The organism is Ferdinandcohnia sp. QZ13 (genome assembly GCF_031324165.1).
Taxonomy (GTDB): domain Bacteria; phylum Bacillota; class Bacilli; order Bacillales; family Bacillaceae_L; genus Ferdinandcohnia.
The window spans coordinates 1106907-1120294 of the sequence record NZ_JAVIVW010000001.1 but is presented as its reverse complement, the minus strand read 5'-3'; the positions used below and the strand labels follow the sequence as shown (position 1 = coordinate 1120294).

The window sequence follows — 13388 nt, the reverse complement described above, 5'->3', positions numbered from 1 at the left end:
GATATGCAGAAAAAAGAGAAATGGGGCGTGCTTTCACTTGCATCTATCCCATTAGTCATGACCTTGGGCAATTCTATGCTTATTCCTGTATTACCAATAATGGAAAAAGAACTAGATATTTCATCTTTTCAATCAAGCTTAATTATTACGATCTACTCTGTTGTTGCGATTATTTTAATCCCGATAGCTGGCTTTCTTTCCGATCGAATTGGAAGAAAGAAAGTGATTATCCCAAGCTTAATCATTGCCGGGATAGGAGGTCTACTTGCAGGACTCGCCTCGTGGTTATTCGAAAGTCCGTATATCCTGATTTTAGTAGGAAGACTGTTGCAAGGAGTCGGAGCAGCAGGAGCTTTTCCAATTGTTATACCATTAATTGGGGATATGTGTAAAAGTGAAAAGGATGTGAATACTGGACTCGGATTAATTGAAACATCCAATACATTAGGAAAGGTACTTAGCCCAATATTAGGTGCGATACTAGCTGCCATGATTTGGTATATGCCTTTTTTTGCTTTTCCGATTTTTTGTTTGATTTCGATCCTGTTGATTCAATTTATGGTTCACACACCAAAGAATAATGATGTTGATACTACTGGTTTTAAATTTTTTCTTAAGAAAATTACTCGAACATTAAAAGAAGAAGGACGATGGCTAATCTGTATTTTTATTGTCGGTACTATCTGTATGTATATCCTTTTCGGCATGCTTTTCTTCCTGTCTTCGATTTTAGAAGATAAATACGGAATCGACGGGATCATTAAGGGACTCATCCTGGCTATTCCGTTAGGTGCACTATGTCTCGCTTCTTTTATCACAGGTAAGAAGCTAGGGGATGATAAGAATGCAATTAAATGGATTATTTTCTTCGGGATATTAGTCTCAACGGCCGCTGTTTTTGCCATTTGTTATACCGAAAATTTATATGTCTTTCTCGTAGCTCTTGTTTTTTGTGGAATTGGGATTGGAATAGCCCTTCCAAGCTTAGATGCGTTAATTACGAATGGTATTGAAAAAGATGAAAGAGGTACGATTACATCCATCTATAGTAGTGCCCGCTTCATTGGAGTTGCAGTTGGGCCACCTGTTTTTGCCATTTTAATGAAGCTTTCACATGATATCTTGTTTTTTTCAGTCGCCGGTATATCAGCTCTAGCGGCTATTCTAGTCTTATTTTTTATTAAGCCGCCTAAGCGGGTTCGAACAGATTCATTATTTCAAAAAATGAAGAGGTAAAAAGGATGGGGAAAGACAGTAAAAATCAAAATATGAAATGGTGGCAGCTCTCACTATTTGGTGTTGGATGTACAATCGGTACAGGTTTTTTTCTAGGGTCCAGTATTGGGATACGTACAGCTGGACCCGCCGTACTGATTCTGTTTGTCATCGCTGCAATTGGAACTTACTTTGTGTATGATGGTTTGGCTAAATTGACTGCAAATAAAGCTGAAAACGGGGCGTTTAGGACTTACGCCAAACAAGCCTTTGGAAAATGGGCTGGTTTTAGTATCGGTTGGATTTACTGGAGTGCAGAGATGTTGATTATGGGGAGTCAGTTAACAGCTTTGTCGATTTTTACCAAATTCTGGTTTCCTAGTATTCCTCTTTGGATATTTGCAGCCATTTGTGGTGTGTTAGGGTTGGGTGTGCTGTTAATCGGTACAAGTGGAATAAACAAATTGGAAAATATTTTTGCCCTCATCAAGATCTCTGCCATCCTTATGTTTATTGTCATTGGAGTTTTGGCAGTGACCGGTGCGCTTGATGGAACAAGAGATCCTCAAATGCCAACCGAGTATTTTCCTAAAGGTATTTTGGGGCTCTGGTCTGCTTTGATTTTTGCATTTTATGCTTTTGGTGGGATCGAAGTGATGGGGTTAATGGGGACTCAGCTAAAAGATAAAACCGAAGCACCTAAAGCTGGAAAGGTGATGCTGCTTCTACTAACGATTATTTACTTAGGCTCAATTGGACTTGCTGTGATGCTTGTGTCATGGAAAGTCTTTACAGGCGAAGAAAGCACCTTTGTTGTTGCATGGGATAATTATAATATTCCGTTAGTTGCTGATATTTTTAATGGGGCACTCATTATAGGTGGGTTTTCGACGATGGTGGCAGCACTCTACGGGGTAACAAGTATCTTGGTGAATTTGTCAGAGGATGGAGATGCCCCAAAGGTCTTTTCGAAAAAAGGAAAATTAAAGGTACCTATACCTGCGTTTATTTTAACTGCATCCGGCTTACTTGCTTCCATTATATTCTCACTTTTAATGCCTGATAGTATATACGAGTATATTACAACTGGCGCAGGACTTATGCTTCTTTATAATTGGCTGTTTATCTTGCTGTCCGCAAATCGCTTATTAAAGCCTAGATTTATTGGGAAAATGAAATATTATTTGGGATTGTTGTTTATTTTATTGGCAGTTAGTGGAACTTTATATAGTAAGGAAATTCGTCCAGGCTTCTTTATTAGTCTCGGATTTGTCTTAGTTATAGGTGTTTTTGCATTAATAAAGAATGCTGGCTGGAAAAAGAAAGATTCTTTAAGTATGGGTACATTGTTTGAAAAGCTTGAAAAACCTTAATGACTTAGTAAAAACTTTACTCCTTGGATTCCAAAATAGATTCCAAAACCAATGAGAGATAGGCCGGACACAATGGATATGAGTGCTAACAAACGTAAGGTCAAAATCCTCCTGAACCCACTCGATATCGTGGCCATTGTTACATCCCAAAGCAATAAACCACAGAAAATGGCAGCACTGTAAATGATAAGATCACCATTGGTTGAAGTAGTCGCTGTTTTTGCCAATACAGAGCCATAGATCCCTAGCCAGAATAAAATGGTCAAGGGGTTTGTTATCGACATCATAAAACCGGAGAAAAAAGCTTTATAGGAAGGCTCTTGATTTCTGGAATTCTGCAAATTGATTTTTCCTGCACTTAACATGCCTTCAATCCCAGTATAGATTAAGACAAAACATCCAAATAGCCTTAGGAAGGTTTGAATAAATGGGGTATTGGCCTAAATAGACAATTAACATATATACCCCATCAGCTAGTACAGCACCAACACCAACTAACCAGGCATGTAAAAACCCAAATTTTATCCCTAATTGTGCAGCATTAACAGGACCAATTGGTGCGGCTAGACTGAGACCTAATAAAACATAACTTAAAAGAACTCCCACGCTCTACACTCCTTGAAAAAACTTGTCTCAACAGTGTATTCAGGAAGAAGGTCTTGTACCACTATTTTTTGAAGGGAAGAAGCTAATGGAAAATGTAACGTTTCAATTTATACGATCAGTTGATGAAGCCGAGAAAGCTGTAATCGAATCACAAGGAAATGATGACCTTGAGCGGTTCCAGTATGCTCAGAATATTTTACTACTAGCGAAAGAACAATTACGAGAGGTAGAAAATTCAGGGGAAACAGAAAACAAAGATTTCCATCGTGCAAAAGAAAGACTTCGTAGACTAGAAGAAACACAACATGCTATAGAAGGCACGAATAAGTATTAAAAAAGATATAGTGAAAAGTTCCCCACGGAAAATAATCCGTGGTTTTTTTATGCAAAAAACGTTTATACATTTGCCTCATTTACTAGCCCTTTCTAAGGTGGACAACTTCCTCTAAGACAACTCGTGAATAAATTAAATAATAACAGAAGGGGGGAGACAACTAAATGATAAAAAAGGCAATTATTCCTGCAGCAGGGTTTGGTACACGGGGATTACCAATGACGAAAGTACTTCCAAAAGAAATGCTCCCTATCGGAGGGCGTCCGGCTATTGATTATATTGTGGAAGAAGCTGTGAAAGCAGGTATTGAGCAAATCCTCATGATTGTCTCACGTACAAAAAATTTAATTGTAGATTATTATGATCGATCCTTAGAATTAGAAGCATTTCTAGAACAGCAAAACAAACAACATCTCCTCAATACGTTGGAGCTTCCGAAGGTGAAAATTTATTATACGAGACAGTTCTATCCAAAGGGCCTAGGGCATGCGGTCTCATTAGCAAAGGATTTTGTCGGAAATGACCCATTTGCCATTTTACTACCGGATGAAATCTACCTTTCTACTAAACAAAACCCATTAGAGGAGTTAATAGAATCTTATCGTGAATATGATAGAAATGTTATAGCTTTACAAAAGGTTGATGAAACCCATTTGAAAAGCTATGGAGTCATTCAGGTAGAGAAACAGGTAAAAGATCATTTGTATAAAATTTCTGATATTGTTGAAAAACCGAAAAATAATCCACCTTCGAATCTTGCTGTAACAGGAAGATATATTTTGAAGCCTAACATCTTTGCATGCTTAGAACAAACCCAACCTGGTGTCGGTTCGGAAGTTCAACTAACCGATGCAATCAAGCTCATGCTTCAATCAGAGTCCGCATATGGTCTTGAGGTTAGCAGTGAGCGTTTTGATATTGCAAAAGAAGCTGAATATATAAGGCTTGTACAAAAAATATATACATTACAACAAGGGGAAGAGGAGAAGTAAAGGTGAATGTTTTAGTCATTGGAACAGGATATGTCGGAACAACAACAGGCCTAGTATTATGTGAGAAAGGACACAAGGTTACGGGCCTAGATATTGATGAAAAAAAAGTAGAGGCTTTATCGGCGGGAAGGCTTCATTTTTATGAGAAAGGGCTACCCGAATTATTAAGGAAGCATCTAAACCAAAACAATATATCGTTTACAACCGATGTAAAAACAGCCATTCAACAAAATGACTTTATATTTATTTGTGTCGGAACACCGAAGAAAAAAGACGGAAGTGCAGATCTGAGTGCTGTGTATTCAGTAGCGAAGATGATTGGAACCTATATGAACAAGTACAAGGTTGTGATTAATAAAAGTACTGTTCCAGTCGGGACAGCTAGTAAAGTAAAAGAAGTAATTGAGGCCGAAAACGGGAAGGTCCCGTTTGATGTGGTATCAAATCCTGAATTTTTAAGAGAGGGGTCTGCCGTTTATGACGCCCTTCATCCAGATCGAGTAGTAATCGGCAGTTCAAGTAAAAAGGCGCTTGAGATGATGAGACAATTATATGTTTCTGAAACATCTCCAATTGTCGAAACGACTCCAAACGCCGCAGAGCTGATAAAATACGCTTCAAATTCCTTTCTCGCATTGAAAATCTCCTTTATCAATCAATTGGCAAGACTTTGCGATATGATGCAGGTGGACATTGACGAAATTTCAAAAGGTATCGGTCTCGATCATCGGATTGGACCCCATTTCCTCAAAGCAGGGATAGGTTATGGTGGTTCATGCTTTCCGAAAGATGTCAGTGCATTGATTACGATTGCAAAGGAAGAGGGGATGATATTATCCATCCTTGAAGAAGTAGAAGAGATTAATAAATCACAGCCATTTTACTTTTTAGAAAAGGTTGAGAAGCACATAGGTGGTTTGGAAGGTAAGAGCATTGCAGTACTAGGGGTAGCTTTTAAACCAGGAACAGATGATACAAGGGAGTCTCCAAGTTTGGTTGTAATCGACGAACTTGTAAGTAAAGGCTGTTCCGTGAACGTGCATGATCCGATTGTTACCATTACTAATCCTAGTGTGAAGCAGTTTGATCATGTTTTTGATGCAGTAGATGGTGTGGATGCTATTGTTTTAATTACAGATTGGGATGAGTATTTGAATTTAGATTGGCAGAAGGTGAAAAGTACTGTAAATCGACCTTACATCTTTGATGGAAGAAATGCTTTAAACAAACAAGAACTTGTAAACATCGGATTTCATTATGAAGGCATTGGAAAGCCGTAATCTAATATTCAAATGGTCATCATGTAATCGTTGTGGTGACCATATTTTATTAAAAAGGATATTCAAACGGGTTTCCACTTGAAAGGAGGAGAATTCTTGACTATTTTTGAGTTTATTCTTCTTGGTTTAGCAAGTTTTCGACTTACTAGGCTATTGGTGTTTGATAAAATTACCGAATTTATTCGCAGACCCTTTCATGAGATGATTGAGGAAGAGCTACCAGATGGAACGGTGGAAGAATATATTCAGCTTAAAGGAACTGGGATAAGGAGATGGATTGGTGAACTATTAAGTTGTTATTGGTGTACTGGGATTTGGTCAACGGGATTTCTTTATCTTCTTTATGAATTTTATTTGCCCCTTTCAGAACCGCTTATTGTGATTTTCGCAATCGCAGGACTTGCTGCCATTATCGAAACCTGTGTTACAAGACTACTAAATTAGGCTACTAGGTAAAATACACATTTTCCTATTCATACACTCCTGTCCATACAGATTATAGACATATTCCATATAGTAGGAATTAGAAACAGTAAAGAGGTGAGAATATGGGGAAAAGTGGATCATCTAAAGACAATGAGAGACAAAACCAAGACGGCATGAATCAGGTCGGCTCAAATCCAGAAAACACATTGAACGTGAATGCACCAGGTGGAATAAGCATTCAAGTTTTGGGTATGGATATAAGTATGAGGGATCTAAGCATTACGATTGGACCTGACGCAAACATTAGTGAAATACACAGCATCTTGGATCAAATAAGAAGACGTTCTTAATCTAGCAAATGCCTAATATAATTAAAAAAACGAAAGTATCAAAACGATACCTTCGTTTTTTTTTTTGAGCTCTACTAGTGCTAATCATGCTTCAATTCCAACAGCATCTTAGGTGTTATGAATCAATCATAAATGCCTTTTTTAAGCAAGAATGGACAAACACACTTCCAAATCTTCTAAAAACGTATACGTTATAGTACTGAGTTGGGAGGTGAGAACGATGGGGAAGAAGGAAAAAGAGAAGTCAAAAAAATACGATGAACTCCGTGCTATTGTAAGAGAGGAAATGGAAAATGTGCTCCGAAATGTCTTTGGCAATCTTCAATTTAGTTTTAATACACAAATAGAAGAAGCAACAACAGCTGAAGAATCCACAGAGCAACATACACAGGAAGAACAATCAGTCAGAGAATCTGAAGCCCCTGTACAGGAGGAAAAATCATAATATAAGAAAGACAAGGACTGCTTGCGATACAAAGCAAGTCAGTCTTTGATTAAATTTATTGAAATAAATACGGTTTTTCTAAGTAATTTGTCCTACACAAGCGAATTTCCAAAGAATATTATACATTGATAGACTTTTACAAGGATAAATCAGTATTTAAACTTTTTATTTAAATTAAATCGTAAAACCGTTGAGAGGTGAAATTGGATTGAACAAACATGTGAATATAGATTGTAAGGTAATAGAAAAATATGTAAACGATATTACTGTCCAAGCACATGAAGATGCCGAAGTGACAGTACAAAATAATAATACACCACTTAAAATGATCGGAAAGGGTGTACATGGAGCAGTATTTCAAGTAAATGATGATGTTTGTGTGAAGGTATATGGGGAAGAAGATGTTTGTGCGAGAGAGCTCTATGCATTAAGTCTCGGTCAACATACAAATCTTTTTCCAAAGGTATACTGTAGCGGTCCGAATTATATTGCAATGGAAATGGTTTACGGAATTGACTTACGTGAGTATTTACAATCGCAACCATTAACAAAAAGCTTATCTATTAAGCTTATTCATTTATTAACTACCTATAAGCAAATTGGACTTGAAAGAATTGACCATCATAAACGTCATATCTTTGTGCAGGATGATGGAAATCTAAAGGTTCTTGATGTAGGTACAACAGTATGGAGAAACCGCGTCTACCCATACCCCCGAAAACTATTAAATAGCCTAGGAGATCAATATCGAGAATTGTTTTTAGAGCATGTAAAAGAAATGGCTCCACAGCTTCACGAAGAATGGCAGAAGTACATCGAAATGGAAAAGTATGCAACTGCATTGCACGAAAAATATTTTGCACAAGAGGATGGAGAAATTAAGAAGCTGAAAAAAGAGGAGAAGGTGCTCTTAACTGGTAAAAACGAATGGGATTCAAAAATTGAGGACCTCGTTAGGAAGGTCCACAAAGAACAATGGATAAAAGCTTTAACAGCACGGGGGATGGACATTGAATATGTAAAGGCAAATGCAAAAGAGCTTGAGCGGGAATATATTTATGGAAAGAGTAAGAAGGATAAAAAAGGCAAGAAATCTTTACAAACTAGTAATTCAAATAATAAAGCGAGAGTCTATTCTTCTTCTAAAAAGAAACGAAAAAAGTAAAAAGATGAATCGTAGTATTATGGATAGAAAGGAGGCTAATCTTGAAGGTATTAGTGATATGGCGCTTATTGACGGTTGGAGGCGTGAACGCAGGCTGGCGAAATCGAGCCGTGTATTTTAAAAAATATGGTATCGAAACAGATTTTATGTATGTAAAAGACCTTGGTGGCATGCATATCATGGATGATGTCGCCAAAGTCTATCTAACAAATGATAAGGAAGAAATAGTCAAGATCATTCAAAAAAATAAGTATGACGTGATTATTATTTGTGATACGAAAAAGGGCTTTAAATGGATTAGAAAAGCGAACTACAAGGGACCTCTTATACTGGAGGCTCGTACCCCAGAAATTCTTAAGCTAACTCGTCATCTTCCTGATTTTGATGAGGTCACGCCAGACCGTATAATCGTACCCTCACATCATCAAAAACGTCTTGCATCGATTCTAATCGATTCCAACGCCCCCTATGAGGTGATTTATAATGGGATTGACATAGAATTTTTTAAACCGCTCCAACCCGAAGAAACCCATTTAGATAAAGAACCTTTCATTCCAAAAGGGAAAAAGGTAGTTGCCTACATTGGTAGATTAGATGGGCGAAAAAACTGGAAGCTCTTAATGGAAATTGCTCATCGAATTAAAAGTGAACGGAATGACATTGAAATTTGGATCGTCGGTGGAGCAAATAGTATACAAAAAAGTGAATTTGAAATCTACTGGAATCAGCATGAATTAACAGATATTGTAAAATGGTATCCGGTAGTTGCTTATCAAGAAATGCCACATATGTATTCAAAGGTTCGACAATCCGGCGGATGCACCATAGCCACGACGAAGGGCGAGTCGTTTGGAAACACCTTTATTGAATCAATGGCTTGCGGGGTACCTGTTGTTGCACCAGGAATTTCATCTATTCCAGAGATTGTCGAGGATGGAAAGACAGGCTTGTTATATTTCGAAGAAAATGCACAAGACGCAGCGAAAAAAATCTATCAAATCATAGATGCACCAGAGTATTATCAATCATTATCCGCTAACGCGAGAGAACGAGTAGAATCATATTTCTCATTAGAAAAATGTGCTGAAAACTATGTTAGACTACTTCAAGAGTTGACTGGGGGTGATGAGCATCCAACCAACTAAGTATCATCAATTATTTGAGGGAAAATCCAATAATGCACATCTCTTTTCATTTGATAATGGCAAACAGTATATTGTTAAATTTTTGAAGGAAGGCCAAGAGAAGGTATTGTTTAATGAATGGGTAGGCTATTCAATTGCACGCTATCTGCAGCTCCCAGTTCCACCAAGCCGGTTTGTACAAATCCCGCAAAAATACTTTAGTGAGCTGACCGATGGGGAGCTTGTAAAAGTGACAAATCAACAGTTTGCCATTGAGTATATTCCAAATTGTCAAAACGCTCATCAATTAACTTCTCCGAATGTCATTAATCGCAAACATCTTGCAGGAATCATCATTTTGGATTATTGGTTGTATAATCTTGATCGGACGAGAAAAAACGTCCTTTTTAAAGAAGTGAGTAAAGGATATCACGAACTTTATATTATCGATCACGCTGATCTATTTGGTTCATATGCCTGGGATAGTACAAATCTATCAACCTATTGTAGAAAACTAATGAAAAGTGCGACACATGAGCTACTCGCAAGCTTTATTGAAGATGAAAAGGATTTTTACGACCAATTAGCCATCATTCAATCGATTCCCATCCATTTATTAAACGAAATTGTTGACTATACACCAGAAGACTGGGCCATTACAGAAGAGGAGAAAAAGCAGGTTGTCGATTATTTAATATGTCGTCGAGATATCGTTCTCCACAAATTGATCCGTGACTTTATCAAATCACGCTATCGACCACTTCATGCAAATGCGTAAAAAGGACAGCTTACGATGCTGTCCTTTTTAATCTATAAATAAGGGGGAATGATCTTATTTGAAACTTCAAATTGGCCATTCGAATCATTGTATTTATGTCGATGAGCAAACAAATAAAGGTAGGCAGTTGATAGCAAACAATGGCATCCTACACCAAAAGGTAACTAATGTCTGGAAGGTTGCTGCAACACAATTTGCACCTGATTTAATCGTAGATATTGGTTCTGGATTTGGAGATGTTCTTTTTTCAACAGAATATCATAAAGAAGCTCGAATAATAGGATGTGAAGCAAACAAAGAGCTGGAACCATTTCTGAAGAAATCAAGAAGAGAACACCCAAATGCAAATCAGATTACGCTAGAACATTCACTTGAGCAACTGCTCGACACTGAGCAAAAGCATCGAAAGTTATTATTCAAAATGAATCTTCATGGAACGGGGGAAAAAGCATTAAAAGTAATCGAGAAGCTTACAAAAGACTGTGAGGAAGTTATAGGAATCCTCGATTTTAACAACATCTACCTTGAAGCTTTTGGAATAAGTGTTGAAGATTTCCTAAGCTATTTGAAGACTCATTTTGATATATATATTCTTAAATCCACTAGAAAATTAATCAAATTACAGCCGCTTACCCTTCCTAATTTAAAAAGAACCCTTAAAAAGCCCTATATTATAACAGATTTATTGCTCGTTTCAGATGCAAATCTAGTAACCCTATTAGGCTACACACAATCATTCAACTATTTAGACAGAGGAAAATACTATCTAAAAGATTAATATGGATCTCATTGGGATATGAAGGACTTTTCGTGGCAATGAAACGATTAAAAAGGTCATCATCAGGGTTATGAAGAACTATTCGGAGCAATGAAACAATCAAAAAGGTCTTCATCAAGGGTATGAAGGACTTTTTGGTCTTATATATAAAGCAACCAGTCCTTCATCCCCAAACCCTCTAATAGTTTACAATAATTTTGTTAAGAGAAAAGGTCCCCTTTGGCAACTCTTTACTATATACAAAACCGTCGACTACGACTGAATGCTGCTCTTCATTTTTAGGAAGACTAATATCAAATTGAGGAAAGACAATTGTGTCATTTGGTTGGAGCGGGTTTGGATCTACACATTTAATCCAGTATTCTCCGTTATTCTTAATTTTATCTTTCCAGTTTTCATGTAAAAAGACCCAGTCAATATCGGATTCAATAAAGGTTTGTGATTTTTTAGTTGCGATTTTTCCACTTAACGTACCGGCATCTATAGGAGAAAGTTTGATACAAACGATCATATCATGTAAGGCTTTTGTTCCAGTATTTTTAATCACGAAATCCCCAATGATGGTTAAATCATCATCCTCTGTAGCTGGTAAGAGGGTCGAATAGGCAAAATAGGCTTGAATGTTCGCAATGGCTTCAACAGGTTTTTCCTTCGGTGACTCTACTGGATGTTTAGCTGAAACAACTTTTTGTTGAAGCTGTGTTGAGCGATTTTTTTCCTCCTCAAGCTCGACTTCAAGCTTTGTAAGCTTTTCCTTTAATTCATAGATTTCCTTCTGATAGGTCTCCAATTGTTGGTCCTCAATTGAATATAATTTTTCCTGTAAAAATTGATTTCGTACTTTTTCTTTTTCTATACTTGCTTGAAGGGATTTCAGTTTATGCTCGTAGGCTACAATTTCGGATTGATAATGAATAATACGCTGCTTCAGTTGGATATGATCTTCCTGACGCCCTAGCTGCTGTCTTGGTTTCAAATGGGTTCCCTCCTTCCATTACAAGTTATGTAAGAAACATAGAAATTGTGTTTTTCTAAGTACCAAAAATAAACTAGACTGTTGATGATTCAACAGTCTAGTTTAACCAGTGCTTATTAGTGATGAGCAGGAAAAACTTCTGGACATTGTGGTGGGAATTTCTCTGTTGGACATAATACAACTTCTTCTAGGATTTCTTCACGTGGCTGACAGTGTCTAGCTTCGATTTCTAGCTTCACATCAGCTTCAGTTTGAACTTCTAGGCAGAGTGTGAGGCTGATATCTAGTTGTTGGATATCTGGCTCACAAATTAAAGTTGCATCGCATTCAGCTAATGATACATGAACATTTAGTTCTGTTCCTTCAGGAGCACATAATAAGAATGTTTGCGTTGTTACGAATGGAATTGGAGTTTTTGTTCTACATAAAACATTATCCATGTCGCCTAGAATTTCTACTGTTATAAAGCCTCTAATAAGAACTTTTACCCTTTGCAATGTTACTCGGTCACCGTTAGGTAATGTTACAGTAACTGGTTGACGTTGACCAATTTCTTGAACAGTAACCTGATTATTATTTTGGAAACCAGTTTCAACCGGATTACCCATTGAATCACTTAGGAAGCAATTAACGGATACGTTGTTATGGTGTTCTAAAAAATTACAAAGTTCTTCTAGTGTGCGCTCTGTATGACCGTCACATTTGAATTTTACTGGTAGATTATCTGTGAATGTAAGATTTACGTCAATCTGGCGAGTGATCCAGTCATATATTTTCCTAGTCAGTATACAAACTTGTTCTTTGTCTCTATGATGGTTATGGTGCTTTGAATCCACTTGTGTGTTCCTCCTTTTTGTTGTAATAACCCTTTGGGTATTGGGGCTACTGTATAGTATGTTTTAGATAGTCAAGTGTGCTGTGACAATCGCGGAATTTTGCTCATATGATATGTTGATTCAATGTTTTATATAGAGTAATGACAGATTGAAGGAGGGGTAAAAATTGAATCGAAATTCTAGTAATTCAGTAATTTTGCAACAAAAAATTATCCATTTACAATCGGAACTATCAAAATATAAATCCATTCAAAAGGAAAAGTTGCTATTAGAAAACCAATATTTAAAGGAACAAATTAGCAATTTACGTTCTGAAAATGAGCTATTAAAGCAACAGTTCGTTTCATCTAATATCGAAGAAGCAACAGAAAAAAGATCAGCTGAACCCATTAAGAAAATGGAGGAAAAACGTGCGAACAAAGAGGCAGTAGTCCTAGAAAATGGGTGGTTCTTTCACAATCTCATTCATGAAAAGAAGAAAAAATAAGCAGAACGTGGAAAACAAAATTTGTTAAACAGACATATACTAACACTATACCAATATATGGAGGAATTAAGATGGATAACAATACTAAGAACAATCCTTCAGACAGCGTTAAGGTTTTTTCTTCCTCTAATAATAAAAATAAACCTGTTAAGAAAAAGTCTGGTGGCTGTGGGTGTAAGAAAGTACGTAAATAGGAATGAGAAACCTCTCATCAGTTTTAGTG

At 37.0% G+C, this 13388-nt stretch carries 16 protein-coding genes and 1 pseudogene; 14 read left to right on the top strand and 3 right to left on the bottom strand.

The genetic code is table 11. From position 1 onward, the window contains the following. Nucleotides 1-3: 3 nt before the first annotated feature. Nucleotides 4-1236: a bacillibactin exporter BcbE gene (gene bcbE, locus RGU12_RS05425; RefSeq protein ID WP_309535151.1), complete on the top strand. Its 1233-nt coding sequence runs from the start codon at nt 4-6 to the stop codon at nt 1234-1236. A 5-nt stretch (nt 1237-1241) separates the two neighbouring features. After that, entirely contained in the window at nt 1242-2588 is a 1347-nt protein-coding gene (locus RGU12_RS05420; protein ID WP_309535150.1) for an amino acid permease, read from the top strand. Here RGU12_RS05420 and RGU12_RS05415 read toward each other — a convergent pair. Then, a pseudogene (locus RGU12_RS05415) lies at nt 2585-3194 on the bottom strand (LysE family transporter). The gene RGU12_RS05420 and the pseudogene RGU12_RS05415 sit on opposite strands and share 4 nt — an antisense overlap. 85 nt (nt 3195-3279) lie before the next feature. Between RGU12_RS05415 and RGU12_RS05410 the strand changes: the two are divergent. From RGU12_RS05410 to RGU12_RS05365, 10 genes are all read left to right on the top strand, one after another. Further along, on the top strand, nt 3280-3528 hold the full coding sequence (locus RGU12_RS05410; RefSeq protein WP_309535149.1) for a hypothetical protein: 249 nt from the start codon (nt 3280-3282) through the stop codon (nt 3526-3528). Between the two features lie 164 nt (nt 3529-3692). Further along, on the top strand, nt 3693-4520 hold the full coding sequence (locus RGU12_RS05405) for a UTP--glucose-1-phosphate uridylyltransferase (RefSeq protein WP_309535148.1): 828 nt from the start codon (nt 3693-3695) through the stop codon (nt 4518-4520). Between the two features lie 2 nt (nt 4521-4522). Further along, the gene (locus tag RGU12_RS05400; RefSeq protein ID WP_309535147.1) at nt 4523-5800 is read left to right on the top strand and encodes a UDP-glucose dehydrogenase family protein; all 1278 of its coding nucleotides are present in this window, start codon (nt 4523-4525) and stop codon (nt 5798-5800) included. 96 nt (nt 5801-5896) lie between these two features. Continuing rightward, entirely contained in the window at nt 5897-6244 is a 348-nt protein-coding gene (locus tag RGU12_RS05395) for a DUF1360 domain-containing protein (RefSeq protein ID WP_309535146.1), read from the top strand. Between the two features lie 104 nt (nt 6245-6348). Beyond that, nucleotides 6349-6576, top strand: coding sequence for a hypothetical protein (locus RGU12_RS05390; protein WP_309535145.1), 228 nt, complete (start codon nt 6349-6351; stop codon nt 6574-6576). Nucleotides 6577-6796: 220 nt separating this feature from the next. Beyond that, nucleotides 6797-7021 (top strand): hypothetical protein, encoded by a 225-nt coding sequence (locus RGU12_RS05385; RefSeq protein ID WP_309535144.1) that lies wholly within the window; start codon nt 6797-6799, stop codon nt 7019-7021. 208 nt (nt 7022-7229) lie between these two features. After that, a complete protein-coding gene (locus RGU12_RS05380) occupies nt 7230-8186 on the top strand; it encodes a protein kinase family protein (RefSeq protein WP_309535143.1) in 957 nt (318 codons plus the stop codon). A gap of 41 nt (nt 8187-8227) precedes the next feature. After that, complete coding sequence (locus RGU12_RS05375) at nt 8228-9331, top strand: glycosyltransferase family 4 protein (protein ID WP_309535142.1); 1104 nt, start codon at nt 8228-8230, stop codon at nt 9329-9331. After that, nucleotides 9312-10088 carry a HipA family kinase gene (locus tag RGU12_RS05370; RefSeq protein ID WP_309535141.1) on the top strand — a complete coding sequence of 259 codons (777 nt, stop codon included), beginning with the start codon at nt 9312-9314 and terminating at the stop codon, nt 10086-10088. The genes RGU12_RS05375 and RGU12_RS05370 overlap by 20 nt, the downstream gene beginning before the upstream one ends. 58 nt (nt 10089-10146) lie before the next feature. Further along, entirely contained in the window at nt 10147-10866 is a 720-nt protein-coding gene (locus RGU12_RS05365) for a hypothetical protein (RefSeq protein ID WP_309535140.1), read from the top strand. Nucleotides 10867-11044: 178 nt separating this feature from the next. Here RGU12_RS05365 and RGU12_RS05360 read toward each other — a convergent pair whose 3' ends face one another. Together RGU12_RS05360 and RGU12_RS05355 are read right to left on the bottom strand one after the other, a co-directional pair. Further along, nucleotides 11045-11842 carry a hypothetical protein gene (locus RGU12_RS05360; RefSeq protein WP_309535139.1) on the bottom strand — a complete coding sequence of 266 codons (798 nt, stop codon included), beginning with the start codon at nt 11840-11842 and terminating at the stop codon, nt 11045-11047. 116 nt (nt 11843-11958) lie between these two features. Further along, a complete protein-coding gene (locus RGU12_RS05355; protein WP_309535138.1) occupies nt 11959-12678 on the bottom strand; it encodes a BMQ_0737 family morphogenetic spore coat protein in 720 nt (239 codons plus the stop codon). A gap of 166 nt (nt 12679-12844) precedes the next feature. On the opposite strand from RGU12_RS05355, the gene RGU12_RS05350 reads away from it, so the two are divergent. Together RGU12_RS05350 and RGU12_RS05345 are read left to right on the top strand one after the other, a co-directional pair. Further along, a complete protein-coding gene (locus RGU12_RS05350; RefSeq protein WP_309535137.1) occupies nt 12845-13165 on the top strand; it encodes a hypothetical protein in 321 nt (106 codons plus the stop codon). A gap of 71 nt (nt 13166-13236) precedes the next feature. Then, nucleotides 13237-13359 carry a hypothetical protein gene (locus RGU12_RS05345; RefSeq protein WP_309535136.1) on the top strand — a complete coding sequence of 41 codons (123 nt, stop codon included), beginning with the start codon at nt 13237-13239 and terminating at the stop codon, nt 13357-13359. Nucleotides 13360-13388: the final 29 nt, after the last annotated feature.

What these genes read in the sequence shown, in the direction of transcription:
- bcbE (WP_309535151.1), top strand. Translation starts at nt 4, where the DNA reads ATGCAGAAAAAAGAGAAATGGGGCGTGCTTTCACTTGCATCTATCCCA.
- RGU12_RS05420 (WP_309535150.1), top strand. Translation starts at nt 1,242, where the DNA reads ATGGGGAAAGACAGTAAAAATCAAAATATGAAATGGTGGCAGCTCTCA.
- RGU12_RS05410 (WP_309535149.1), top strand. Translation starts at nt 3,280, where the DNA reads ATGGAAAATGTAACGTTTCAATTTATACGATCAGTTGATGAAGCCGAG.
- RGU12_RS05405 (WP_309535148.1), top strand. Translation starts at nt 3,693, where the DNA reads ATGATAAAAAAGGCAATTATTCCTGCAGCAGGGTTTGGTACACGGGGA.
- RGU12_RS05390 (WP_309535145.1), top strand. Translation starts at nt 6,349, where the DNA reads ATGGGGAAAAGTGGATCATCTAAAGACAATGAGAGACAAAACCAAGAC.
- RGU12_RS05385 (WP_309535144.1), top strand. Translation starts at nt 6,797, where the DNA reads ATGGGGAAGAAGGAAAAAGAGAAGTCAAAAAAATACGATGAACTCCGT.
- RGU12_RS05370 (WP_309535141.1), top strand. Translation starts at nt 9,312, where the DNA reads ATGAGCATCCAACCAACTAAGTATCATCAATTATTTGAGGGAAAATCC.
- RGU12_RS05345 (WP_309535136.1), top strand. Translation starts at nt 13,237, where the DNA reads ATGGATAACAATACTAAGAACAATCCTTCAGACAGCGTTAAGGTTTTT.